Origin of the sequence: Sphingobacterium sp. InxBP1 (assembly GCF_026191775.1) — a bacterium.
GTDB lineage: Bacteria > Bacteroidota > Bacteroidia > Sphingobacteriales > Sphingobacteriaceae > Sphingobacterium > Sphingobacterium thalpophilum.
Map to the genome: position 1 here is coordinate 41,337 of NZ_JAINDX010000047.1, position 26,341 is coordinate 67,677.

Below are 26,341 nucleotides of genomic sequence, written 5' to 3' on the forward strand. Positions count from 1 at the left end.
TCAAATCATATGATAAGCAAACAGTTGTTGAGCAGGGGAATTGCCGTGGTGGCAATGACTGGCATGAGCTCGTTGGTCTGGGCGCAGTCCCTGACAGGATCGGTTGTTTCTGCGGACACAGGTCTGCCGATCGGTGGAGCAAGTATTACGGTAAAGAATCAGAAGGTGTCGACAAGCAGTGATGAATCGGGAAAGTTCTCATTGACCGCCGCAAAAGGTTCTACTTTGACGGTATCTTATGTAGGGTATAAAACAGAGGAAGTCACTGTCACCGGGCCCAGCATGGTTATCCGGCTTCAACCGACAACTTCGGATCTTGATGAAGTGGTTGTGATAGGCTACGGTGTTCAAAAGAAGAAACTGAATACCGGGGCCAATTTAAAAGTGGAAGGCGAGGATCTACAGAAGCGCAATCAGCTGAATCCTTTGCAGTCCCTGCAGGGACAAGCGCCGGGGGTCTCCATCGCTTCTACCTCTGGGCAGCCCGGGGCCGACATGAAGGTTGTCGTCCGTGGACTGGGGACCATCGGTAACTCTGGACCATTGTATGTTATTGATGGTGTCCCCGGAGGAGATATCTCCGTATTGAATGCGGCAGATATTCAGTCGATAGACGTATTAAAAGATGCTGCCTCTGCTGCGATCTACGGCTCGCAGGCCGCAAATGGAGTGGTACTGGTCACGACCAAGATGGGGGCTGCAGGCAAGAGTATGCTTTCCTTTGACGGGTATACGGGGATACAGAATGTGGCACGGAAAGCCAAGTTGCTGGATGCGGCGCAATACAAACTCATTATGAACGAACAGTCCCTCAATTCCGGTGCATCTGTAATTGATTTCGACAGTATGCCGGGGCTGGCCAATACCAATTGGCTCGATTATATGTTTAAGGACAACGCTAAGATGGACAATTACAATGTTGGACTGACAGGCGGCTCCGAAAAATCTACCTACGCGTTATCCTTAAATTACATCAGTCAGGAGGGGATTGTCGGAGGTAAGGATGTATCGAATTATCAACGCTATGGTTTTAGGAGCAATTCGGAGCACAAACTCTTCGATAATTTTCTAAAAATCGGTCAGCATCTCAACTTTAATTATATCAAAAATCGCGGGATAAGCGTCGGAAACCAATATAACAATACCTTGCGCGGAGCTTTTGCGACTTCTCCGCTATCGCCCGTCTACTCGGACAACGGTCTTTACGGCAGCCCTTTTAACGATACCTCGAATTCGCCTTGGTACAATGGGGATAGCAATCCCTATGGTGTGATGATGACCAATTCGAACAATAGCAATGACGGACAGAAATTATTGGCCGATGTCTTTGCTGAAGTGGAACCAATCAAAGGACTGAAAGTCCGCTCTTTGTTGGGATTTAATTACTACGCCTCGGAATATAGGAGCTTTACACCATTGTACCGCTTCTCGATTTACACCTACAATCAGGACCATACGACAACTTCACAAAATATGAGCAAGGGGCATACCCTGACCTGGACGAATACAGCATCCTACGATTTTGATCTTCATACAGACCACCGCTTTTCGGCAATGGTGGGGATGGAGTCCCTGCGCTATCAGGGCACCTATCTGTCGGGATCAAACTGGAATCTGCTGTCGCAGTTCAACGATTTTGCCCATGCTTATCTGGACAACACCACAGGACAGGCCCATCTGGACGAGAAGGGTAACGTCGTTGAGACACGTACAGTTTCGGGCCGTCCGGAAAATGTGACACGAAGAGTCTCCTATTTCGGAAGGTTGGGCTATAATTATAAAGAAAAGTATCTGCTGAATGCTACTCTGCGCGCTGATGCCTCTTCTAAATTTTCTAGAGCAAACCGCTGGGGATATTTTCCTTCGGTATCAGCAGGCTGGGTGATCTCTTCGGAGGACTTCTTCCGGGAGAATTTTGCCGGAATCAACTTTTTCAAACTTCGCGCATCCTGGGGGCAGGTGGGCAATCAGGATATTGCTGACTTCCAGTATGCAGCCCCCATCAGCACTTCAACAGGTATCACATCGTCAAACCCTGGGGCGCATTATGTTTTCGGGACCAGCAACAAGAATATCCCCGGGGCTTATCCCAGCCGCTTGTCCAATCCTAAGTTAACCTGGGAAACTTCGGAGCAGACGAATATCGGATTCGATGCGAAGTTTGCGCACAACCGACTGGACGTCGTGGCTGATTTTTATGTAAAAACAACCAAGGATTGGTTGGTAACAGCACCTGTATTGGCAACGACGGGTACGCTGCCTCCTTTTATCAATGGTGGCGATGTGAAAAATACAGGTGTGGAACTCGCCTTTAACTGGTCGGACAAGATCAATGAAGTGAAGTACCGGTTTGGCGTTAATGGTGCCTACAATAAGAACAAGGTCGGACAAATTCCCACAGAAGATGGGATAATACATGGACAGACTGCCATGTTGTACGATAATTCAGAAGAGTTTTACCGCGCAGCCAATGGCCTGCCCATCGGTTATTTCTGGGGGTATAAGACCGATGGATTATTTCAGAATCAGGCCGAAATCGAAGCATGGAAAACAGCTGGACGTGGGATACTGCAAGCCGATGTCAAACCGGGCGATGTCAAGTATGTTGACCAGAATAATGATGGAATTATCAATGCTTCGGATAAGGTCAATCTGGGGGTAGGCATGCCCGATTTTACCTATGGGTTCAACATCGGACTGGATTATAAAGGATTTGATTTCTCGGTCAATGCATACGGTTCATTAGGTAATAAGATCGTACAGTCTTATCGGAACCATACCAATAAACAAGCGAATTATACAACACGAATCCTGGATCGCTGGACGGGAGAAGGTACTTCCAATATAATTCCTCGTGTTACAGAAACCAATGTCAACTGGCAGTTTTCCGATCTGTACATTCAAGACGGCGATTTCCTTAGGATCAGCAACGTAACCTTGGGTTATGATCTCTCCAGGTTGATAAAATGGAAATATGGCAATCAGATCCGTTTTTATGTGCAGGGACAGAACCTGCTGACCTTTACTAAATACGACGGAATGGATCCGGAGATCGGTTATGGGACAGACGGCTGGGTATCGGGCATCGATCTCGGTTATTATCCCAGACCGAGAACTGTATTATTTGGCTTAAATGTGAAATTCTAAAATCGAGAAATCATGAAAAAATCGAGTTATATCTATCATTCAGTACTTATTGGATCCTTGTTGTTGGGCTCATGCTCATCCAGTTTTCTGGATGTCGAACCCATGACGAGCGTCCTGGAAAACAATTTTTATAAAACTGTGGCAGATGCTGAGATGGCCCTCGTCGGCTGTTACGATGGTTACCAACGTACCACTTCCAATGGAAACCAGTCTTTTTACATAACGGCGGAAGTGGCCGGCGATAACTGCTTTGGCGGGACGGGTACAACAGACGGGCGCGCATTTCAGGCGATAGACCGTTTTGATATTGCCCAGTCGCAATCGGATAACAATATTTTTGATGGTACCTGGTCCGATTACTATGCCGGTATCTTCCGATGTAACACCTTGCTGGGGAAATTGGACGGAACAGATTTTACAGGGAACACGACAGCGCGTACACGGATCGAAGGCGAAACTAAATTTTTACGGGCACTGATGTACTTTGATCTGGTGCGTCTCTTCGAAAAGGTACCTCTGCTGACGGTTCCGACAAATGACAACATCCCCCAGTCCGATCCAAAGGAAATCTATAAACTGATCGTTTCCGACCTGAAGTTTGCTGCTGCCAATATTCCTGCGGACGCTTACCCCAAGTCGGCTGCCGCGACCAATGATGGACGGGCGACACCTTTTGCTGCAAAAGCACTATTGGCCCGTGTCTATTTATTCTACGCAGGATATTATGGCAGTGAAGATATCGGCGTTTCTAAAGCAGAAGCCCTGGCGGGGCTAGAAGACATCGTCAGCAGCGGCCAATTTGCGCTGGTGGCAGATTTCAAGAATCTGTGGCCGGCAGCAAGTTATATTCCCAATGCCAGCGACAATACGCTGGACATCTCAAAATATGCAGGAAAGGGTAATTCCGAAGTGGTTTTTGCACAGAAATTCAACAACACTTCCAATTACAATGGCTATGTTGATGGCAACCGTTGGGTGGTATTTCTTGGCCTCCGCGGTAAGAATTGGTCTCCCTACGGTCAGGGGTGGGGCGCCTGTACGGTGAGCAAAAGTTTTTTCAACGAATTTGACAACAACGATACCCGAAAGTCTGCCTCAATTATTGATATCGAAGGCGAAAAGATCACCGGATTTAATCTGAAAGATCAGCGTGAGTATACCGGGTATGCCGTGAAGAAATATGCACCGACGGCGCTGCCCGATGGGACTACCAATACAGGGGGAGATAAGGATATGCAGCTCTCGCAGGATCAGGATTACTTTGTCATCCGTTATGCAGATGTGCTACTGATGGCTGCCGAACTAGGCTCTGCAAATGCACAGAAATATTTCGACGAAGTGCGAAAACGAGCCTATAAAGAGCATTTTATGGCGGTTGCTGCTACCAAAAACAACATTCTTAAGGAACGAAAGTTTGAGTTCGCTTTTGAAGGTATCCGTTATTGGGATGTATTGCGGCAGGGGCTAAATAACGCTGCGGCTATCGTTGAAACGTCTGAAGATGTCCTGAGCGGCTCTGTTTCTGAAAAAGTCACTGTTACGAAGGACAAGTTTTTGAAGACGAGAGGGTTTATGCAGATTCCAAATAAACAGATCACTTTGTCCAATGGTGTACTAAAACAGAATGAAGGCTGGAATTAATGAATCATGTCGCCAGACTCCGTGCTGGCTGAACTTAAATTTTGAACATATGAAAAAGATAATATATGCGATCTGCTGCTTTGCGGTGGTGGTACTACTGGGAGGCTGTTCGCCCGAGGAATATTCGCTTGGGCAGATTGATGTGACCTCCGCGCAGTTAGAACTGGGAAAATCATATAAAATTGAACATGATGCCAATAATCCCAATATTGTCTATCTGACAAGTTTAGTGGATCCAAAGTACACTCCGCTATGGGATCATCCCCAAGGGCATAGTCAGGAGAAGAAAGTAACCTTAAAAATGCCATTTCCGGGTGAGTACACGGTCAAATTTGGTGTTGAGACCCGTGGGGGAATTGTCTATGGAGCACCGGTGACGTTTAAAATAGATGAGATGTATGCCGAGTTTATCAGTGATGAAACCTGGACCTTGATATCGGGTGGGGCGGGGAACGAGAAAACCTGGTATCTGGATCTGGATGCGGCAGGCAGGTCCCGCTATTTTAAGGGGCCTATGTATTTTTATGGAACCGGAGACTGGTGGGGCTCGATAAATAAGACTGCTGAACCCCTGAACAGTGATTCATGGCTCTGGGATGCAGAATGGAAAAGCAACAGCTGGATCATGCCCGCGGGCGACTATGGTAGCATGACTTTCGACCTGAAAGGTGCAGCCAATGTTTATGTGAACCATGCCATGCTTGGAAAGGCACAAAAAGGTACATTCAATATAGATACTGAAAAGAAAACGATACGGCTTACTGGAGCAGCACCATTACATGGCGCACCGCAGGATAAGATCGTCGTCGACTGGGGTGATGTCCGCATTATGTCCTTAACCGAACATACCATGCAGTTAGCTGTACTTAGAGATCCCGTATTATCCAATGACAGCGCGGCCATGCTGACCTTCAATTTTATCAGCAAGGAGTACAAAGAAAGTTTAGAAGAAAGCCAGAATGGGGATCATTCGGCTAAATAGAGATTTGAATTGCGAAACGATGTTGATATTTAATTTGGGGTACATGAGGCACATAAGCTCAATTATCTATGTTACTTTTCTGCTATTTTACCTGCCTGTTGCTTTTGGACAGGCGGGATTTAAAAATCCGGTTATCAGAGGATTTAATCCCGATCCGAGCATCTGCCGGGTAGGAGAAGACTTCTATCTGGTAACCTCTTCATTTGAGTATTTCCCGGGCTTACCTATTTATCACAGTAAAGATCTGGTGCATTGGGAACAGGTCGGACATTGTCTGACACGGTCCTCGCAGCTACAGCTCGCGAATGCGCACTCTTCAGGCGGATTATTTGCACCGTCCATCCGTTACCACGATGGCTTGTTTTATGTGATCTGTACCAATGTATCCGATAAAGGAAACTTTTACTGCACGGCGGAAAGTCCCGCTGGGCCTTGGAGCGATCCGATTTGGGTGGATATAAAAAGTATAGATCCTGATATCTTTTGGGACGACGATGGGCAGAGTTATTTTGTCACCCAGGGCGACGAAGGTATCCGGGTAACGGCGATAGATCTGAAGAGCGGTCAGCTGCGATCTTCCGAGCGACTGGTATGGGCGGGGACTGGAGGGCGTTTTCCTGAAGCACCCCATATTTATAAAAAAGATGGCTATTATTACCTGTTGTTGGGTGAGGGCGGAACGGAGTATGCACATAGTGCCAGTATAGGCCGCAGCCGTTCCATATGGGGACCTTATGAATCCTGTCCCCTTAATCCGATTCTGTCCCATTCCAATAGGCTAGGGCAGGGGAGTCCGATCCAGGGTGTCGGACATGCCGATTTCATTCAGGCTGCAGACGGCTCATGGTGGACGGTGTTTCTGGGCTTTCGTGTGACCCAGCCTTATAGCTATTATCACATCCTGGGAAGAGAAACATTTTTGGCTCCGGTAAGCTGGCCCAAAGATGGCTGGCCCCAGATCAATGGTAATGGGATTATACAGCTCGACATGAAGGTTGCCACCCTGCCTAAGGTCACCTTTGCGGCGGCACCGGTACGGGATGATTTTGACCAGCCCAGATTAGGCTTGTCATGGCAGTATCTACGCAATCCCGATTCGGCCAATTACTCACTGTCTGAACGGCGGGGGAGCCTACGCTTATCGACCAGCCCTGTCACATTGAACGAAATCGGTTCGCCATCGTTCATCGGCAGAAGACAGACAGAACATGACTTTGAGGCGAGCACAAAGTTGGAATTTGCTGCCAACGCCGACAATGAGGAGGCTGGACTGACACTCTACCAAACGAATTCCCACCATTATGATTTTTTTGTCAAACGTAAAGGAAAGGATTATTTTTTACAGTTAAGGGTACATGTGGGGTCACTGCAATATATCGTCGCCGAAAAGAAGATATTGGGCAATAAGGTAGAGCTGAAAATCTCCGGTACAGCTTCGTCATATCAATTTGCGTATAGAGAGTCTCCTACGGATAAAGTTGCGATAGTAGGAAATGTGGATACCCGTTATCTCAGTACAGAGGTCGCCGGTGGTTTTACCGGCGTGATGATCGGTTTATTTACAAGTTCCAATGGCAAGCCGACGAACGCACAGGCATTTTTTGACTGGTTTGATTACCGTACAACGCTTTGATCCTTGGTTATGTCAATAATTCGATGTATGCTTGATCTATTTTCTATTGTGCGGGATTCCCGGATCTGGAAGACTTTGTACATTTGGCTGGCCATGGTGCTACCAGTGGCCGGACAGTCGCGGCAGGAACTTAATTTTAATACGGGCTGGTGGTTTAAACTTGATTCAAGCCGGCAATATGTGACAGAAAAAAGCGGAGATGGTTGGCGTTTGTTGGACCTGCCGCACGATTGGAGCATAGAACAGCCATTTCGGGAACATAGCCCCGCCGGCAGCGGTGCCGCATACCTCGACGGGGGAATCGGATGGTATCAAAAGCCCTTTGTCCTTCCTGCGTCTGCCGTGGGGCAGCGTATATTCATTGCGTTTGAGGGAATCTATCAAAACAGTGAAGTCTGGATCAATGGGCATTTTCTGGGAAGAAGGCCCAACGGTTATATCGGATTTGAGTATGAACTTTCTTCCTTCCTCCACAAGCCGGGCGGGGAGAATGTACTCACCGTCAAGGTCAACAACAAGGAGCAGCCCAACTCACGTTTTTATTCGGGCTCCGGTATTTACCGCGATGTGAAACTGGTGATCCGCAATCCGGTCAGTTTGGCAACAGATGGCACATTTATTAAAACATTGCACCTCGATGAGAGCCGTGCGCTGGTCAATGTGGGGCTTGAAATCGAGAATACCAAAGGGCATGCACATGTTACGGTACTGACGGAGCTGATCTCCCCGCAAGGCAAAGTGGTCGCAAGTAAGCGAAGCCGGCTGAATAAGCTGAAGGCCGGGGTAACTACATGCAGCCAGGATATAAGCATAGACCGTCCGGTGTTATGGGATATCGAAAGTCCTCATCAATATAAAGCTGTGGTACAGCTCCTGGTAAACGGGCGTGTGCTGGACCGTCAGGAAACAAAGTTTGGCCTTCGCCAATTTTCCTTTGACGAGCAGCAGGGATTTGTGCTCAATGGCAAGCAGCGGAAGATCAGAGGCGTATGTTTACATAGTGATCTGGGGGCCTTAGGTATGGCATTTAACCGGTCAGCAGCATTGCGGCAGCTCCGTCTGATGAAGCAGATGGGGGCGAACGGTATCCGTACCTCGCATAATCCGGCGGCACCCGCGCTGCTGGATCTCTGTGACAGCCTGGGGATTGTCGTGATGAGCGAAACTTTTGATGTGTGGAAAGGCCAGAAGAATCCCTTCGATTATCATTTGTACTGGGACCAATGGCATAGGCGCGACTTTGCAGATCATGTAAAGCGTGACCGTAATCATCCTTCGCTGTTTATCTGGTGTCTGGGCAATGAAGCACAGGAGCAGTGGCACGAGAGAGCCGATGGAAAAACCATCCCTATGGCCTTGGCAGCGATCGTGGATAGCCTGGACGGTACACGACCCACCACCATTGCCAACAATGAAATGTCCAAAGACAATCCTGTGTTAATGAGTACAGCTGTTGATTTGGTAGGCTATAACTATAACCACAAAAAATGGGCGAGTTTTCCGCAGGATCATCCCGGAAAAAAATTTATAGTAACGGAGAGCACCTCCGCACTGGCAAGCCGTGGGCAATATGATCTGGTCCCTTATGATTCTGTTAGAATGTGGCCTGAGCGATGGGATATTCCATTTGACGGCGGTAACAACGATAAGAGCATATCGGCCTATGATCATGTATTTACGCCTTGGGGATCGGATCACCATACAAGCTTGAAGCTACTGGAAACCTATAATCATATTGCGGGCATGTATGTTTGGACAGGATTTGATTATCTGGGCGAACCTACACCTTATACCTGGCCGGCGCGCAGTTCCTATTTTGGCATCGTCGATTTAGCCGGATTTCCGAAGGATGTATATTACCTCTATCAGAGTGTATGGACCAAGGAGCCTGTTTTGCATCTATTGCCTCATTGGAACTGGCAGCAAGGTGATCGTGTGGATGTCGTCGTTTACTTCAGTCAAGCCGATCGGGTGGAACTCTATCTCAATGGTAAAAAGATCGGTGATCAGGTTAAAAATGCAGATCGATACGATCTTGTTTTTAAAGGGATTGCGTATGAGCCGGGGACACTGGAGGCCGTCTCTTATCGTCACGGACAAAAAGTACGGAGCAGCAGTGTAAGAACAGCAGCCGAGCCTTATCAGATTAAATTGATTGCGGAAAGCCAAACATTGGACGTCGATGCGAAAGAACTTTCGTTTATACACGCCTATATTGTTGATCAGTTTGGTACCCTTGTTCCTGAGGCGTCGCCGGAAATCGAATTTGCGGTTGAAGGAGATGGAGCGAATCTTGTTGCGACGGACAATGGGAATACAGTGGATCATTCCCGTTTTCAGTCCAGATCGCGCCGTGCTTTTCATGGGAAGGCGCTGGCAATTGTGAAGGGAGGGAAGCCCGGAAATATTGTTGTTACGGCAAAAAGCCCTGGCCTTCAGCCAGGGAGGGTGGAGGTGCAAGCTAGATAAATCTTAAGCCTGTGGCAGCTTTTGGAGAGCGATTTGTTCTTATTGCTCCCAAAAGCTGCTTACCATCTGATCAATGCGGAGCCCCAGGTGAAACCCGCGCCAAAGGCAGCCAGGCAAATGAGATCTCCTGCTTTGATCTTTCCTTCCTCCCAGGCTTCACATAGCGCTATGGGGATGGATGCTGCGGTGGTATTGCCATATTTCTGAATATTATTGAATACCTGTTCATCAGTTAATCCCAGGGTTTTCTGCACAAATTGTGAAATACGCAGATTGGCCTGATGTGGAATGAGGAGATCGATATCACTTGCCGTCAGTCCATTCTTTGCCAGTGCTTCGTGGATCACTTCCGGAAATTTCACGACAGCTTTTTTAAAGACCGTCTGTCCGTCCATATATGGAAATGCGGTACCATCATCCAGCATTTCTTTTGTCATCAATAGCCCTCCCAGTTCCTGCTCCGGCCAGTTTGGCATTTGGTCCAGCCAGATACCACTTGATGCCCCGGGATAATACATGGCCAATTTTTCGGCATCGGCACCATCTGAATGCAAATGGGTGCTTAAGATACCGCTGCCTGTTTCTGTGGATGGCTGTAGTACGACTGCGCCGGCGCCGTCACCAAAAATCACGGATACGGCACGACCCCGGGTAGAGAAGTCCAAGGCAAAGGAATGCTTTTCGGATCCGACCACAAGTACATTTTTGTACATTCCGGTTTTGACGAATTGATCAGCGACAGATAAGGCATATATAAACCCCGAACACTGGTTTCGGATATCCAGGGCTCCAATTTCTTTCATGCCCATCTCTCGTTGTAGCAGTACGGCGCAGCCCGGAAAATAATAGTCCGGTGATAAGGTGGCGAATATAACGAAGTCTACCTCTTCTGTAGTAATATTGGCCCGTTCTATCGCTATTTTGGCGGCTTCGACAGCCATGGTGGTGGTGGTCTCCCCGATGCGGTCAGCGTAGCGGCGTTCCTTGATCCCGGTACGTTCCTTGATCCATTCGTCACTCGTATCCATAAAACGGGTTAAGTCATTATTGGTATACACGTTTTTGGGGACATAATAACCAATTCCCGCGATTTTTGACTGGTACATAATAAAATTGTCTAATGGATTGAATTCTTCCCTTTTATATTGTCGTCAATTTAGAAAAAAATATTTTATTTTTGCAGCATGGGTACCCAAACAGCTGAAGAAACCTTTACGTTAGAAGAGATATTAGCGTCTGTTAAGGACTCTAATCGCCTTATTTTATGGAATGACGATACGAATACATTCGAACATGTAATCCATTGCCTGATGTACCATCTGCAGTATACCGAACCGCAGGCGGAGAAGATCGCCTGGAAGGTGCATACCGAGGGTAAATGTGCGGTACTGGAAGGTACGTTTACCGAGATGGAAATATACCGCAAGATTTTGAAAGCGGAAGGGCTGACGGTATCCGTGGAATAATTGCTATCTTTTTGTTACGGTAATAATATAGTTACGCGTCAACTTTGTGTATAAGTTTTAGGTTTATTTGTAGCAAAACTATAAATTAAGCTGAAGCTCTCATGTTGTTTAACGCTAAATCGTTTAAATTTTTATTACTTGTATTTCTTCTACCAGTGGCAGTCTTTGGACAGACTGGTCAAATCAAAGCTATTCTCATCGATAGCAAAACTTCTAAACCTATTTCATCTGCCAGTGCAGCTCTTTTGGATGCAGGCGACAATTCTTATATCAAAGGTGCTCAGTCTGTAGATCAGGGGTTTTTATTATTTTCAGATATCAAACCGGGTAAATATCGTGTCCGGATTTCCTATGTAGGGTATGAGACGCAGACGGTTGAAGGGATTGAAGTTGTCGCTTCGAAAACCAAAGATCTAGGTCGCGTGGGTCTCGTTTCCACAGGTGAATTACTGGATGAAGTGGTGGTGGAAGGGCGAGTGCCGGCTATGCAGATCGGCATTGACCGCAAGACCTTCAACGTCGGGGAGAGCCTGGTGAGTGCGGGCGGTACCGCGACAGATGTTCTGGCCAATGTGCCTACGTTGCAGGTCGATCAGGACGGATCCGTCAGCCTCAGAGGGTCGAGCAGCGTCAAGATTTTAATAGATGGCAGAGAGTCTGCATTGGCGGGCAATGATGTGACCTCCCTATTGCAGAGCCTTCCGGCCAATTCCATTGAGAAAGTAGAGGTGATTACTAATCCCTCGTCCAAATACGATGCCGAGGGACAGACGGGTATTATCAATATAGTTTTAAAGAAAAATATCCGGACAGGCCTCAATGGATCAGTGAATACGTCGGTAGGCTCTTATGATAATTATATGGCCGGAATCACGTTGAACTATCGGGACAAGAAGTTTAACTATTTTGGATCGTATAATTTCAACAAACGGAATATGGTGGGAAGCGGGGCTGTCGACAATATTTTCAAAAATAACAGTAGCCGGATTTCAAACAATTCGGAATCCTCGAGGAAAGGCACGAGTCATACGGTGAAAGCAGGGGTAGATTACAATATTTCGGATCGGACTTCATTGAGCTTTTCGGGTAACGTGAGCGTGCGAGATAATAATCGCGTGGAGGACTTAACTTATAACTACTTTAACCACCCCACACTGTCGGGAACGAGTAAAAGAAACTCGAAGCAGCTCGAAGATGACCTGGGATACGAGTTTACGATGGACTTTCGCCATCAATTTAAGCGGCAGGGAGAAGAGCTGACGGCCAATGCCAGCTATGGCCGCGATAAGGAAGATGGAACCAATGATTTTTATCAGATATTTAGTTCCGAAGCCCCAAATACTGGCCGACAGAATAGGACCTCCGAAGACGGTAAGAATATCAATATACAGGCAGACTACGTATTGCCCTTTTCGGAACACAGCAAGTTTGAAGCTGGATACCGCTCACAGATCAGAAAGTCATTTGATACCCAGTTTTCGGATACTCTGGCGGCCGGCAACGATTACGTGCCAGATTATGGAATCAGCAATGATTTTGATTTTACTTCTTCTGTACATGCGTTATATGCGAATTACCAGGGCAAGTTGTCTGATAAGATCGGTTATCAGCTGGGTTTGCGTGCAGAACAGTTTAATTTGAAGTCGACCTACTTCTCTAAAGATCCGGCTGTTGTGGATAAGGAAACAAGAGCTACACAAGATTTTTTTAGACTCTATCCGACATTGTTTTTGACTTATAATGTTGGTGACGATGGTGATAAGTTGCAATTTAGTTATTCGCGGAGAGTACAACGGGCCAGAGGCTGGCAGGTCAATCCCTTTTTGAATGTTTCTGACGATATGAACAGAAGGCAAGGTAATCCCAACCTGAAGCCCGAAGATGTTCACGGTTTTGAATTGAGCTTTGCTAAAACTTTCGGGAAGGTCAACTTGATCTCTTCGGCCTACTTTAACCACACGAGTCAGGTGATGCAACCTTACGTCTATTATGTGGATACCGCTAGTAGCGTTACCTATAGCCGCTGGGAAAATTTGACGAGCCGGAATCTATCGGGTTTTGAATTCATTTCTAAGGTGAATGCGACGAAGAACTTTGATTTTACCTTTAACCTCAACTTGATCAATATCAATTACAAAGCGAACGAAGCTTATAACATCAAAGGTTCCAATGGTTTCGCCTACAATTCCAATTTAACAGCGAATTACCGCTTTACGCCAACATTTTCGGCGCAGCTGCGGGGGGAATATAACTCGTCGCGGGTGATGGCGCAGGGAAAAATGAATGCGATGAAAGGTGTTGATATCGCCTTGAAAAAAGATGTATTCAACAAAAAGGCTTCTATTATGTTTAATGTGAGGGACGTTTTCAATACCAGACGGATGCGGGGCTTTACAGAGACACCACAGTTAAGTTCTAATTTTGAGCATCGTTGGATGAAGAGAATGTTTACCTTGTCGCTTTCATATCGCTTTGGCAGTCAGGATTTAAATAAGTACAAAAAGAGGGAAACGAACACAAATGAAATAAATGGCGGCGGAGAAGAATATTAAATTATATTGCACTTTTTAAGCCTAAATGCTTAATTTTAATTTTGAAACAAACCTAAAACTAGAAAAATGAAGTTATTAAAGACAGTTCTCGCAGTATCGGTAATGGCTTTTTCGGCTCAACTTAATACAGCGGTGGCGCAAGCAAAGAAGGAAGTCCCTGCGTATAAAATTTTGGATTTACCGCGTGTGGACATCAAGAAATTCAAAAAGAATAAAGCTGGTGCCTATGTGATTTTTGATGGCAGCTCAATGGAAGGCTGGAGAGGATATAATAAAACTGATATTCCAAAGAAGTGGGTGATTGATCAAGGAGCGATCAAGTACGATAGTCATGCCAATGTGGGCAAGGATCAGGGCGGTGATCTGATCTTCGCGCATGATTTTAAAAATTTTGAACTGGAGCTGGAATGGAAGGTTGCAAAGGGTGCAAATTCGGGTATTTTCTTTTTGGCGAAAGAAGTTGAGGGCCAGCCCATTTACATTTCCTCACCTGAATGTCAGGTGCTGGACAACGAAAACCACCCAGATGCCAAAATGGGGGTAGACGGCAACCGTAAATCGACATCATTGTATGATATGATCCCGGCGAAGCCACAAAACGGCAAACCATACGGCGAATGGAACAAGGTCAAAATCCGTGTAAACAATGGTAAAGTAGAACATTTTCAAAATGGTGTGAAGGTCGTGGAATATACCTTGTGGGATAAATCCTGGATTGATTTATTACAGAAAAGTAAATTTAGCCAAGAAAAATGGCCATTGGCTTTTGAGCTGCTTAGCCATGTCGGCGGAGATAGCAAGTCAGGCGTGATCGGTCTTCAGGACCATGGCGATGACGTTTGGTTTAGAAACATCACTGTGAAGGTGTTAAAATAGCAAAAAAGCAGCTAAAAGCTGCTTTTTTGCTATAAAATGGATTGTAATTCTTGTAGTCCCAGGACCATATGGGGGACGTCGTCAGGCTTTTCGTAGCCATTGGGGTTGAAAAAGATGGCGTCAATCCCCGCGTTCATTGCACCGCGTATATCTGCATCAAGGTTATCGCCAACCATCAAAGATGCTTCCGCCCCGGCTGCCGCAGTTTCCAGAGCAAACCGGAAGATTTTGGGGTCGGGCTTATTGACACCTATGACCTCGGAGATAAAGACATGCTTGAAATATTTCTTTAGGTTGCTCTTTTCCAGCTTTGTTTCACAAGCTTCTTTAAAGCCATTGGAAATCAAATGGAGGTTGTATTTTTCGCCCAGGTAAGCCAATGTTTCGTGTGCATCAGGAAATAAATTTGTCTTTTGTGGGCATATCGTCAGGTACTCGAGTTCGAATTCTTCGGGGAATAACTCCGGCGATACGCCGAGGGCGGTGAAGGTGTCTGCAAACCGTGCCTTCCTCAATTCTGGTTTAGAGATTTTCCCATGGTGATAAAGGCCCCATAGGCGATGATTATTGACGGTATATGTTTCAATAAAACGGGTGGAAGATTCCTTGTCAAAGAGACTGTCAAATTTGTATTTGAAATAAAGCTCATGGAGAGTTTCTTCGGCATTTTTGTCAAAATCCCATAGGGTGTGATCCAAGTCAAAGAAAATATCCCTTTTCTTTTGATTAAACATGTGCAAATATACCATCTTTAAGCCTTTTTCAACTTATTGTGAATCGGCTAAATTTTCTTCTTTGTGTCATAATGTGCTGTATATTTCCGAATACATTGCTGAATAGCTATTTTTGTTACATGAAGAAAGCGCTGTTACTCTTTTACTTTCTGTTGTTTTATGCGGTCATGCAATTGATCTGGTGGGGTGTGATGTTTATCCGCTTTGACCCGAGCAAGAAAAACATGATTATTGGAGAAGGTGTTTTCTTTCTGATTATCTTCTTGTGGGGTGCATGGCATTTAAAGCGCCTGGTGGAGAGGGAACAGAAATTACTGCAGCAGCAACAGAATTTCCTTCTGGCGATCACGCATGAGCTTAAGTCTCCTTTGGCTTCCGTCAAACTTTATATTCAGACCATTCTGCGAAGGGATCTGGACAAAGAACAGCAGCGGACTTTTTTGAGAAACTCGTTGAAAGATATCGAGCGGTTGGATGATCTGGTGGAGAATGTATTGATGACGACAAAATTGGATAGCCGTAACTATAGCATGCCGAAAGAGGATTTTAATTTTACATCTCTGGTTGAGCAGATCGTGGACCGGCTACAAAAGAACTCTTGTAGTTCTCAGGTATTGAAGCCCTATCTGGAAGCAGATATTATCATTCATGCTGACAAATTTGCGATCAGTAATGTGGTGACCAACCTCATCGAAAATGCAATCAAGTATTCGCCTGCTTGTGCTACGGTGGATGTGAAGCTGTATATAGAAAACAATAAAATTATTTTTTCGGTTGCTGACCATGGCATTGGTATCAGTGATGAGGAGAAAAAGCTTATCTTTAATAAGTTTTATCGCGTGGGCAGTGAGGCAACACGGAAAACCAAAGGTACTGGATTGGGGTTATATATCGTGAAAACGGTATTACAGAAACATGACGCCACCATTAAAGTTAAAGATAACACTCCGAAAGGGAGTATTTTTGAAGTAACATTTGAAAGAAATGCAAAGTAAACAAAGAATATTACTTGTCGAAGATGAAGAACACTTGTTAGAAGCTATCAAGTTGAATCTCGAAATGGAAGGTTACCGTGTGACTACGGCCACTGATGGAAAGAAAGCGTTGAAAGTCTTTAAAGAAGAGCGTTTCAATTTGGTCATTCTCGATGTAATGATTCCTGAGATTGACGGATTCCAGGTGGCTGAAACCATTCGACTACAGAATACCGAAGTGCCGATTATGTTTTTGACTGCTAAAAACAGCAGTGAAGACCGTATTACGGGACTTAAGAAAGGGGCTGATGATTATCTGGTTAAACCCTTTAATCTGGAGGAGCTGATCCTCCGTGTGGGCAACCTGGTACGCCGTAGCATGAAGCCTGATGACCTGAAGGAACTGAATTCTTACCAGATCGGTGATAAGACCATTTATTTCAATTCGTATGAATTGCACCATGCGGATGGAACGATTACCTCGCTGACGAAGAAAGAAACCATGCTGTTAAAACTGTTGATCGAGCGCCGTAATGAGGCTGTTTCGCGCGAACAGATTTTAGAGACTGTATGGAACTATGACGTGTATCCTTCGACACGTACAATAGATAATTTTATTTTGACGTTCCGGAAATACTTCGAACCGGATCAAAAGCATCCTATTTATTTCCATTCAATCCGCGGAGTTGGTTATAAGTTTACCGACAATAATCACGTATAGTCGAGAAAGATGATGACAATTAAGGCTAGAATAGCCGTTATTTTTATCGCTGCTTTACTTTTGGGCTACGGGTTGTACCAAGGTCATTATCAGACCTCGGTGTTAATTGCTGGAGGCATTGGCTATCTGATCTGGAGCCATTTTAGGGAGGGGTCTGTTTTTCTGGCGACTCAGGCTTTCCATCGGCAGGATTATGAAAAAACGAAGAGCCTCCTGTCCGAAATTAAAAATCCGGATACACTGCGTAAAGGGCGTCGTAACTTTTATGAATTCATGATGGGAAATATTGCCCTGAAGGAAGACCGTATTGATGAGGCAGAATACCATTTTCAATTGGCCTCCCGCCTGCCGTGGAAAAAGGACAATGAAAAGGGGATGGTCATGATCAACTTGGCGAATATTGCTCTCCGCAAATTGGACTATGCGCGGGCAAAGGCGTATACAGATGTGGCCAGCAAGCTGCATCTTACAGCCAGGCAAACCAACATTGTTAAAAAAATAGAAAACGAAATATCAAAACATTTATAGTGAGTACTACTTTACAAAACGACTTATTGATTAGAGCTGCATTCTCGCAGCAAACGGAGAGACCTCCTGTGTGGATGATGCGTCAGGCGGGACGCTTTATGAAGGAATATTGGGATATCAAAAATAAGTATTCTTTCCTTGAAATGTGCAAAACTCCAGAGATTGCCGCAGATGTCACCATGTTGCCGGTAGATCTGCTGGGAATTGATGCCGCGATCTTGTTTTCAGATATTTTGGTCACTGCCGAAGCAATGGGCGGAGATCTATCTTTTGAACAAGGCGTAGGTCCACGTTTCTCTAATCCGGTTCGTTCTGTAAAAGATGCCGAAGCGTTATCTATCGACTGCTTGGATCGATTGCAATATGTCGCTGACGCCATTAAGGTGATACAGCAGCGCTTGGATGGCCGTATTCCATTGATTGGATTTGCGGGTGCTCCATTTACCATATTGAGCTATTTAGTGGAGGGCGGTTCTTCTAAAGATTTCAAACTGACAAAATTGATGCTGAACAACCAGCCGGAGCTCGCTCATCTGATTCTGCAAAAGATTGCGGATGTGACGGTGGACTATCTAAATATGCAGATTGCCGCAGGTGTAAATGCGATTCAGTTATTCGATAGCTGGGCGTTGGCCTTATCCTGGAACGACTACCGTGATTTTTCGCATGCTTATAACAAACAGATTCTTTCCAAATTGAACCGAAAGGATATTCCGGTGATCTCCTTCTGTAAGGGATCGTCGGTGTTTGCGCCGATGATGGTGGATGCTCAGCCTGATGTGGTCTCGATAGACTGGAATGCTGACCTTAAAAATATAAAGCAGTCTTTACCTCAGGGCATCGCTGTTCAGGGTAATTTAGATCCTTTTGTTCTTTATGCTGACAAACCTGTGATCAAGAAGAAAATTATCGAATTATTTGAACGTATGAGGGGTGAGAATGGCTTCATCTTTAATCTGGGACATGGCATCATGCCCGATATTCCTTTTGACCATGTCAAATACGCTATTGAAGTAGTAAAAGAATTTAGGTATTAATTCTTTCATTCATCCGAATCGAATAGGCTTGCTTAGGCAGGCCTTTTTTTTACGCTATCCGCGCTGGCAAGGTCGGTCTAAGGCCATTGTATTATCAGTGTAAGAGTTTAATCAATAGGCACCCAAACTAGCCAATTCCAGTCAACTTTTCGTACTTTTGTGCTATGGTTTATTTATATGCAAAAGCAGTTCATATTATCTTTGTCGTTTGCTGGATGGCTGGATTGTTTTATATGGTCCGCCTGTTTATTTACCACACGGAGGCAAAGTCCAAATCTGTGGCAGAGTATGAAATCCTACATAAACAATTTACAGTGATGGAAGCTAAACTATGGTGGATCATCACGACTCCCGCGATGTATCTAACCATCGTAGCTGCGTTGGTTATGCTTTATATTAATCCGGGCCTGCTCGGCATGGGCTGGATGCACGTTAAACTTACTTTTGTATTGGGACTTATCCTTTATCATTTTGCCTGCCAGCGTATTATGTTTCAGCTGAAATGTGAAATGTGCAGCTGGTCTTCGACCAAATTGCGTCTCTGGAATGAACTTGCAACCGTGCTGTTATTTGCCATTGTATTTACGGTGGTACTCAAGTCTGCTCTGAATTGGATATTTGGTGTGCTTGGGCTTTTAATATTGTCTATCTCGCTGATGATGGCGGTTAAACTTTACAAAAAGTTCCGCAATAAGAGTAGTTCCAAAAAAACGTTAAATTCATAGTCTTTCTTAATCCTTTTTCATTGTTCATAGTCGAAGCTTAGAAATTGACAAAAATTATGTTCAAGAGATTTTTGACTGTCATGCTGTTGCTTGTTTTAGCAACCGGCGTATTTGCCCAACGTTACAGACCTTATGGTGGGAGTTTGTCTATCTATTCAATCGATGTTCCCTTTTTTCTTTACATCAATCATGTTTTGTACAATAGTCGGCCATCGACGGATATCCGTGTTGCTAACCTGAGGAATCCGAGATATGACTTGCGTATAGTATTTGCAGATAGCCGGCGCAGGACCCTGAACGGGAGCGGTGTGCAGCTCGTGAACCGCGATGGACAGTATATGGACGTCGTTTTTTCGGTGAGTAGCCGCCGTGGCAATAGCGGTATTGTTCTGGAATCCATGAATCCGGCTGGCCGGTATAACAGCAATCCTAGAGACTATAGGTATGAAGGTGGGGATCGTTACGATGAGGGACGACAGCGGGAAGAGCAATATAGTCGATCTGAAACGGGTGAGGAGTATGGCGATCAGCAAGGAGAGAATAATGAAATAGACGAACGGGAGGAAGCAGATGAACCTTTCGAAGGCAGCTATATCGAGAAAAATAACGCGAACCAGTTGAATGACCTATTGAACCAAAAGGAGAATGATGAAGGCCGGTTGCAGGTAGCAGCAGAGGAACTGAAAACAATGCGGTTGCGTACGGCCGAAATCATTGATTTAATGGAACTGTTTATCCGCGACGACAATAAGCTGGCCTTCGCCAAATATGCATATCCAAGCTGCATAGACAAACAAAATTATAATCAGGTAGGCGATGCTTTATCTTTTACATCGACCCGCGATAAACTAACTGCATTTTTAAGTAGTAGGGAAAAATAAAAAGGAGGCTGAAGGCCTCCACTGCACCTCCTATTCCCCGCCAAAGCAGATGTATTTGAGTTCCATATATTCGTCGAGGCCATGTTTGGATCCTTCCCGGCCAATGCCGGACTGTTTTACTCCGCCAAATGGTGCTGCAGCATTTGAAATCAGCCCCGTATTGACCCCCACCATACCTGCTTCGAGTTGTTCTGCGACCCGGAGGCAGCGGTTGATATTGCTGCTGTAGAAGTAAGAAGCTAGTCCAAATTCGGTGTTATTGGCCATGGCTATACCCTCTTCCTCGGTTCTGAAACTAAAAAGTGCACAGACAGGGCCAAAGGTTTCCTCACGGAATATAAGCGCTTCTGTGGGAATATTGGTCAGCACGGTTGGTTCGAAAAAGAGGTCTTTGATCGCTTTTCCACCTGTAAGCAGGTCCGCCCCACGGCTAAGGGCGTCCTGCACATGATGTTGTACCTTCTCCAATCCCTTGGCATTGATCAGGGGGCCTACTTGTACCCCTTTGTCGAGCCCGTTGCCTACTTTTAGTCTACTGACTGCATGGGCAAGCTTTCTGGAAAATGCCTCATATATGTCCTCCTGGACAAGGAATCTATTAATCGATACGCAGGTCTGCCCCGAATTGCGGAACTTGCCGGCGATCGCACCTTCAACAGCATTGTCTATATCTGCATCATTAAAAACTAAAAAAGGGGCATTGCCACCTAGTTCCATCGATACCTTTTTAATATTTGAGGCGGACTGCTCCATCAGCGTTTTGCCGACTTCTGTAGAACCTGTAAACGACAGCTTACGCACCAGATCATTCGTCGCCAGTTCTTTTCCTATGCCTGCGCTATCTTTTCCCGTTATTACATTGAAGAGCCCTTTGGGCAGGCCTGCATCTTCGGCCAGCTTGGCAAGTGCAATGGCGGATAGTGGTGTTTGTGATGCGGGTTTAAGCACCACACTGCACCCTGCGGCCAAAGCCGGCGCAACCTTTCTGGTGATCATTGCCAGCGGAAAATTCCAGGGGGTGATTGCTGCAACGACACCCACGCCCTGCCGGATGGTCATCATCCGCGAAGCTTTTTTATGGCTGGGTATGGTCTCGCCATAAGCCCGCTTCCCTTCTTCGGCAAACCATTCGACAAAGGAGCTCCCATAATCGACTTCTACCCTGGATTCGGCTAGCGGCTTGCCACTCTCCAACGTCATAATTTCAGCAAGTGACTCTTTGTGCTGTTGTATAAGGTTATACCAATTGCGGACAATGACCGACCGTTCTGTTGCTGTGCTGTTCTTCCAGCTTTCCCATGCCGAATGAGCTGCCTGTATAGCTTTTGTACAATCTGAAATATTCAGGTCGGGCAAAGCTGCAATTGTCTTGCCTGTCGCTGGATTGATGACATCAAATGTCTGCTTTGAAGTAACGAATTTACCGTTTATATAAGCTTTATCTATTAGAAGTGGATTTTTCATTATGCTAGTTATTTAATTATTTTTCATATGTTCGACGAGCTGTAGTGATACTACCCGTCGCTTAGGAGCTGGCGTCCCAGTATTTTGGAAACAATAAGCATGGACCTATTGTTTTTGCCAGTGTGTAACCAATATCGCCTCACTCTTTATGTAAAGTCCTTTCGGAGACAAATACACAATAGAATCGGTATTTTTTGGTAAAGATATCAAGCGGTTCAGGGCGAAGTCAGATTTGAGCGAGCTAAAATGAAACTTATTTTCCCGTCTATTTTTAATAACATCTGAACAAAACGGTTGCGGATTAAGCAATCACCATCAAAAAAGATAATATGTTTCCTTAGGGTTTCCATTCACAATAAAGTTAGCGCTATTTCACTTAAATACTACTATCATAACATCACAATTCCTAACCTCCTTATGGTCTTCGCACACCAAGCATCATTCGCAGTACTGGAATCGAGTCTGAGTACCAATAAGGACGAAAAACACGAAAAGTTTCTTCTGGCTGATACGCGAGGGGAGGGAATCCATGGATGCCTTCAGGAAAAACAAAAATCAATACGTCGCATGCTCAAAAAAAGTGGAGTGTTCAGATGAACACTCCACTTAGATATATTTAATAAATGGGAATTTTACAGGTTTTTCATGATCGTATGTCCCATGCGGTCCCTCTTTGTTTTCAGATATTCCTCGTTATAGGGATTGGCCTCTATTTCAATGGGAACATTTTCTACGATTTCAAGACCATAGCCGATTAGTCCGGCTCTTTTTGTCGGATTGTTGGACATCAACCGCATTTTGGTAACGCCAAGACTTCTCAGGATCTGTGCGCCTACGCCATAATCTCTTAAGTCGGCTTTAAATCCAAGCTGCACATTGGCATCTACGGTATCTATGCCGTTTTCCTGAAGTTTATAAGCATGTAACTTATTGATCAGGCCAATGCCGCGGCCTTCCTGATTCATATAGACAATGACACCCTTTCCTTCTTGCTGGATCATCTCCATGGCTTTGTGGAGCTGAGGACCACAGTCACAGCGGCAAGAACCAAAAATATCGCCTGTCACACATGAGCTGTGTACCCGCACAAGGATAGGTTCATCTTCGTTCCATTCTCCCTTATACAGTGCCAGGTGTTGTTCGCCGGTATCCTTTTGTGTAAAGGCTCTCATTTTGAAATCACCATATTGTGTCGGCATATTAACGGTCACTTCTTCATTAATCAGAGAATCATGCTTTAGGCGATACTCGATTAGGTCTTCGATGCTGATGATCTTCAGATCAAATCTTTTGGCAACTTCCATTAATTCGGGGAGTCGGGCCATTTCACCATCTTCTTTCAGAATCTCGACCAATACCCCTGCCGGCTCGAAACCCGCCAAACGGGCTAAGTCTACCGTGGCCTCAGTGTGCCCAGTGCGGCGAAGGACCCCGCCGTCTTTAGCGATGAGTGGAAAGATGTGTCCTGGTCTGCCCAGTTCCTCGTAGTGAATATTCGGGTCAATCAGTGCTTTTATGGTCTTGGAACGGTCGGAAGCAGAGATACCAGTCGTACAGCCATAGCCCTGCAAATCAACGGAGACGGTAAAGTTAGTCTCATACACGGCGGTATTTTGACCTACCATAAGGTCAAGATGCAAGGCATCCGCTCTGTCTTTGGTAATCGGAGCACAGACCAAGCCGCGACCATGAGTCGCCATAAAGTTGATAATTTCGGGAGTTGCATTGCGGGCTGCGGTGACAAAGTCACCTTCATTTTCACGATCTTCGTCATCTACGACGATAACTACTTTTCCTGCTTGTATATCAGCGATCGCTTCTTCGATCGTGTTTAATTTGAATTCCATTTATTGTTATATTGTAATTGATACAAAGTTAGTGTAGAATCTGATTTTATTTATAATAGCCCTGTCACAATCTAGTGTGAGGCTTTTAATTTGTTCTTTTTACCTAATTTTTCCCTAATCCATTTCCAGGCCGCCTCAGCTTTCAATTTGTACTGTTCGATATCAAAGAGGGCGGAATCGGTTGTGGATTTATACGTTAGGAATGCTGCCAATGGGGTTAATACAATAATAGCCATCCACATGCCGACGAAAGAGGAAATCGCGCCATCTTTGGCCGTTTTTTCAGCTACGGTTGAGATAATATGATATATTAAGAAGAAAATAATAGCCATGACAACGGGTAGTCCGAGTCCTCCTTTTCTTATGATTGCTCCCAGTGGTGCGCCAATGGCAAACAGCAGGAGACAGGAGACGGCCAGCGTAAATTTGCGGTGCCACTCAATGCGATAACGGATGTCTTTGGTCTTGTAATCTTTAAACTCCAGTACCCGGCTATTGAGGTCTTCCTTAAGATAATTGAGCTGGCTCAAGGCATTCATGGTAATCTGTGTGCGCTGTTCAGCAGGTACAAGATCTTTTAACAGGTCCTTATAAGGTTTGATTTTGGCTTCTTTTACCTTTGGCTGCCCGGGCTGGTTTAAGCTGAAATATCTCGAATAAATATTATAGCGTGTATCCAAAGTTCTGGTTATGGCTTTACCCATACTATCAATCTTGACATGATTGGAGTCAATATACATATCCAGCTGTTTGAGGTTCAGCATGGCATGGTGGCTTTTAAACAGGTTTTCATCCGTTTTACCACCTTTGAAGCTCTCCATGTCAAACTTCTGTTCGGTTTCCTTGAACTTAAACCGTGTGAACTGCTGTCGCGGGTCGTAGGTTTTCGAATTTTGGGCGCGAGACTCTTCATAACGAATGCCATCCTTCAGTTTAAGGATCATGTAACTATTGTCTGGAGAGTTGTAGATGTAGCCCTCTTTGGCCATCAGTACATTGTTGGCAGTATTGCCACCCCGATGATCGTATATCATCAGGTCGTACAGAATCGTTCCTTCTTTATTTTTTCCTCTTGCCCGAATCGAATACCCAGGAATCGTATTGTTGAAGATACCCGGTTTGATCAAAAAGTCGGCTTTTTTATTTCTGACATCGGTCAGTAGCGTTCCCATTTTCAGGTTGACAACAGGCAAAATGTAATCGGAAAAAAGAAAGGAACTTGCCGCAAAAATACCAACAAGTATGAACAGGGGAGTCATTGCTTTGCGCAGGGAAACGCCAGCAGCTTTGATGGCTACCAATTCATAGCTTTCACCTAGATTACCGAAGGTCATAATAGAGGATAGGAGCATGGAAAGCGGCATCGCCATTTGGATCTGAACGATACATTGATAGCCGATCAGCTCCATAATCGTATACCATTCAAAGCCTTTTCCGATCAAATCGTCAATGTATTTGAACAGGAAGAGCATCAACAACACAAACATCACAATAAAGAATGTGACGATAAATGGTTTAATGAAAGCTTGAAGAATAAGTAAATGAACCTTTTTCATCCGTGACCCTAAGCAAAGTGATGCTCTTGCATTAAAGCATCTTTCATCCTGGGAACTTTTTGAGAGTTCCCGGTGAAAACATATTGCAAAGATAGGCTTTTTTTACGCACCTATAACACTTTGAAGATAGACTATTGAATTTTTCCAGATTAATTTTCTGTTTTCTAAATCTTCCTCTTTGGCAAAGTCCGTGATTTTAAGGGCGACATCATTGGTCAGCTCATCCTGGTCGATCTCAAGATCAAAATAATAGGGATCATCATCGAGCCATTTAAACCGCACCGATTTGTTTTCTTTTGATGCTACGATTTTTGCACGATGTGGTTCATCGTCCCAAATGAAGGTATATACAGTGTCTCTATAGTTTACATCATCTGCAAACCATTGTGCCAATTCGTTTGGTTCTTGCAAATACGGAAATAAAATTCTAGGTGAAGAGTTGATGATATATTCTAGTTGGAATTTTATTTTATCTGCCATAAAAATGTTTTTTTAAATTTTAGTTTGTTTACATCAAAAATAAGCTATATTTGCATTCCCAAAAATGGCGGGGTAGCTCAGATGGTTAGAGCGTTGGATTCATAACCCAAAGGTCGGCAGTTCGATTCTGCTCCCCGCTACAAATCCCTTCCCAAATTACTTTTTGTTCACGCAGCGTATTATTTGTAATAATACATATTTATTTTGTTATTGCAAGTTTTTTTGTGAAAAGTTGCGGCCATTTTTCTCAAAAATTTCATTTTCAAAACGAAGCCATCTACCCTCATTCAATTGGTACTAGCGGACACCTATTTCTTATTTTTACGGGTGTCATTTTACTTCGTTATAAATGAGTTTGTTGTAGATCGAGTCGCTTTTTTGGTGTGTTAATCGACGAAAAAAAATAAAAAAATCTTTTGAATTGACAGGTGAAGTGGTATATTTGCATACCGAAACGGCGGGGTAGCTCAGATGGTTAGAGCGCAGGATTCATAACCCTGAGGTCGGCAGTTCGATCCTGCTCCCCGCTACGAAAAAACAAAGAGGAAAATCAAGAATGGATTCTGATATTCCTCTTTTTTATTTATATATCTTTTATCCTTGCAGGACAACAGGGAATCTTTTAGCA

Annotated in this window: 20 protein-coding genes and 2 tRNA genes; 16 read left to right on the forward strand and 6 right to left on the reverse strand. The window is 44.8% G+C overall.

Annotation, left to right across the window (positions count from 1 at the left end; all coding sequences use genetic code 11):
• Window positions 1-9 precede the first annotated feature (9 nt).
• The 5 genes from K7A41_RS15835 to K7A41_RS15855 are packed head-to-tail and all read left to right on the forward strand — an operon-like array spanning window position 10 to window position 9,872.
• Window positions 10-3,147, forward strand: coding sequence for a SusC/RagA family TonB-linked outer membrane protein (locus K7A41_RS15835; RefSeq protein ID WP_265714444.1), 3,138 nt, complete (start codon window positions 10-12; stop codon window positions 3,145-3,147).
• A gap of 12 nt (window positions 3,148-3,159) precedes the next feature.
• Window positions 3,160-4,788 carry a RagB/SusD family nutrient uptake outer membrane protein gene (locus K7A41_RS15840; protein ID WP_265714445.1) on the forward strand — a complete coding sequence of 543 codons (1,629 nt, stop codon included), beginning with the start codon at window positions 3,160-3,162 and terminating at the stop codon, window positions 4,786-4,788.
• A 49-nt stretch (window positions 4,789-4,837) separates the two neighbouring features.
• Window positions 4,838-5,770 (forward strand): hypothetical protein, encoded by a 933-nt coding sequence (locus tag K7A41_RS15845; RefSeq protein ID WP_265714446.1) that lies wholly within the window; start codon window positions 4,838-4,840, stop codon window positions 5,768-5,770.
• Between the two features lie 43 nt (window positions 5,771-5,813).
• Complete coding sequence (locus tag K7A41_RS15850) at window positions 5,814-7,403, forward strand: glycoside hydrolase family 43 protein (RefSeq protein WP_265714447.1); 1,590 nt, start codon at window positions 5,814-5,816, stop codon at window positions 7,401-7,403.
• A gap of 27 nt (window positions 7,404-7,430) precedes the next feature.
• Window positions 7,431-9,872, forward strand: a complete 2,442-nt coding sequence (locus K7A41_RS15855) for a glycoside hydrolase family 2 TIM barrel-domain containing protein (protein WP_265714448.1) — start codon at window positions 7,431-7,433, stop codon at window positions 9,870-9,872.
• A gap of 59 nt (window positions 9,873-9,931) precedes the next feature.
• On the opposite strand, the gene K7A41_RS15860 is transcribed toward K7A41_RS15855, so the two are convergent.
• Entirely contained in the window at window positions 9,932-10,978 is a 1,047-nt protein-coding gene (locus tag K7A41_RS15860) for a 3-oxoacyl-ACP synthase III family protein (protein WP_265714449.1), read from the reverse strand.
• Between the two features lie 78 nt (window positions 10,979-11,056).
• Between K7A41_RS15860 and K7A41_RS15865 the strand changes: the two genes are divergently transcribed.
• The 3 genes from K7A41_RS15865 (at window position 11,057) to K7A41_RS15875 (ending at window position 14,766) form a co-directional block, all read left to right on the forward strand.
• Window positions 11,057-11,338 carry an ATP-dependent Clp protease adaptor ClpS gene (locus K7A41_RS15865; RefSeq protein ID WP_028070608.1) on the forward strand — a complete coding sequence of 94 codons (282 nt, stop codon included), beginning with the start codon at window positions 11,057-11,059 and terminating at the stop codon, window positions 11,336-11,338.
• 101 nt (window positions 11,339-11,439) lie between these two features.
• The gene (locus K7A41_RS15870; protein ID WP_265714450.1) at window positions 11,440-13,890 is read left to right on the forward strand and encodes a TonB-dependent receptor domain-containing protein; all 2,451 of its coding nucleotides are present in this window, start codon (window positions 11,440-11,442) and stop codon (window positions 13,888-13,890) included.
• Between the two features lie 66 nt (window positions 13,891-13,956).
• The gene (locus K7A41_RS15875; RefSeq protein WP_081817910.1) at window positions 13,957-14,766 is read left to right on the forward strand and encodes a 3-keto-disaccharide hydrolase; all 810 of its coding nucleotides are present in this window, start codon (window positions 13,957-13,959) and stop codon (window positions 14,764-14,766) included.
• A 29-nt stretch (window positions 14,767-14,795) separates the two neighbouring features.
• Here K7A41_RS15875 and K7A41_RS15880 read toward each other — a convergent pair whose 3' ends face one another.
• Window positions 14,796-15,515 (reverse strand): YjjG family noncanonical pyrimidine nucleotidase, encoded by a 720-nt coding sequence (locus tag K7A41_RS15880; RefSeq protein WP_232048681.1) that lies wholly within the window; start codon window positions 15,513-15,515, stop codon window positions 14,796-14,798.
• Between the two features lie 104 nt (window positions 15,516-15,619).
• On the opposite strand from K7A41_RS15880, the gene K7A41_RS15885 reads away from it, so the two are divergent.
• The 6 genes from K7A41_RS15885 (at window position 15,620) to K7A41_RS15910 (ending at window position 20,366) form a co-directional block, all read left to right on the forward strand.
• The gene (locus tag K7A41_RS15885) at window positions 15,620-16,495 is read left to right on the forward strand and encodes a sensor histidine kinase (RefSeq protein ID WP_265714451.1); all 876 of its coding nucleotides are present in this window, start codon (window positions 15,620-15,622) and stop codon (window positions 16,493-16,495) included.
• Entirely contained in the window at window positions 16,485-17,195 is a 711-nt protein-coding gene (locus K7A41_RS15890) for a response regulator transcription factor (protein ID WP_028070604.1), read from the forward strand. The genes K7A41_RS15885 and K7A41_RS15890 overlap by 11 nt, the downstream gene beginning before the upstream one ends.
• 9 nt (window positions 17,196-17,204) lie before the next feature.
• Complete coding sequence (locus K7A41_RS15895; protein ID WP_232048682.1) at window positions 17,205-17,723, forward strand: hypothetical protein; 519 nt, start codon at window positions 17,205-17,207, stop codon at window positions 17,721-17,723.
• Entirely contained in the window at window positions 17,723-18,760 is a 1,038-nt protein-coding gene (gene hemE, locus K7A41_RS15900) for a uroporphyrinogen decarboxylase (protein WP_265714452.1), read from the forward strand. Before K7A41_RS15895 ends, hemE begins: the two co-directional genes overlap by 1 nt.
• A 164-nt stretch (window positions 18,761-18,924) precedes the next feature.
• Complete coding sequence (locus K7A41_RS15905) at window positions 18,925-19,485, forward strand: CopD family protein (protein ID WP_265714453.1); 561 nt, start codon at window positions 18,925-18,927, stop codon at window positions 19,483-19,485.
• A 56-nt stretch (window positions 19,486-19,541) separates the two neighbouring features.
• Entirely contained in the window at window positions 19,542-20,366 is an 825-nt protein-coding gene (locus tag K7A41_RS15910) for a DUF4476 domain-containing protein (RefSeq protein WP_265714454.1), read from the forward strand.
• Between the two features lie 30 nt (window positions 20,367-20,396).
• Here K7A41_RS15910 and K7A41_RS15915 read toward each other — a convergent pair whose 3' ends face one another.
• From K7A41_RS15915 to K7A41_RS15930, 4 genes are all read right to left on the reverse strand, one after another.
• Complete coding sequence (locus tag K7A41_RS15915; protein ID WP_265714455.1) at window positions 20,397-21,830, reverse strand: NAD-dependent succinate-semialdehyde dehydrogenase; 1,434 nt, start codon at window positions 21,828-21,830, stop codon at window positions 20,397-20,399.
• Between the two features lie 632 nt (window positions 21,831-22,462).
• Window positions 22,463-23,677: a bifunctional 3,4-dihydroxy-2-butanone-4-phosphate synthase/GTP cyclohydrolase II gene (locus K7A41_RS15920; RefSeq protein WP_265714456.1), complete on the reverse strand. Its 1,215-nt coding sequence runs from the start codon at window positions 23,675-23,677 to the stop codon at window positions 22,463-22,465.
• 71 nt (window positions 23,678-23,748) lie between these two features.
• Window positions 23,749-25,233 (reverse strand): LptF/LptG family permease, encoded by a 1,485-nt coding sequence (locus K7A41_RS15925; RefSeq protein WP_265714457.1) that lies wholly within the window; start codon window positions 25,231-25,233, stop codon window positions 23,749-23,751.
• 102 nt (window positions 25,234-25,335) lie between these two features.
• On the reverse strand, window positions 25,336-25,713 hold the full coding sequence (locus tag K7A41_RS15930; RefSeq protein WP_265714458.1) for an START-like domain-containing protein: 378 nt from the start codon (window positions 25,711-25,713) through the stop codon (window positions 25,336-25,338).
• Window positions 25,714-25,779: 66 nt separating this feature from the next.
• Between K7A41_RS15930 and K7A41_RS15935 the strand changes: the two genes are divergently transcribed.
• A tRNA-Met gene (locus tag K7A41_RS15935) sits at window positions 25,780-25,853 on the forward strand.
• 316 nt (window positions 25,854-26,169) lie between these two features.
• Window positions 26,170-26,243: transfer RNA gene (locus tag K7A41_RS15940), tRNA-Met, on the forward strand.
• The last annotated feature ends 98 nt before the right edge of the window (window positions 26,244-26,341 follow it).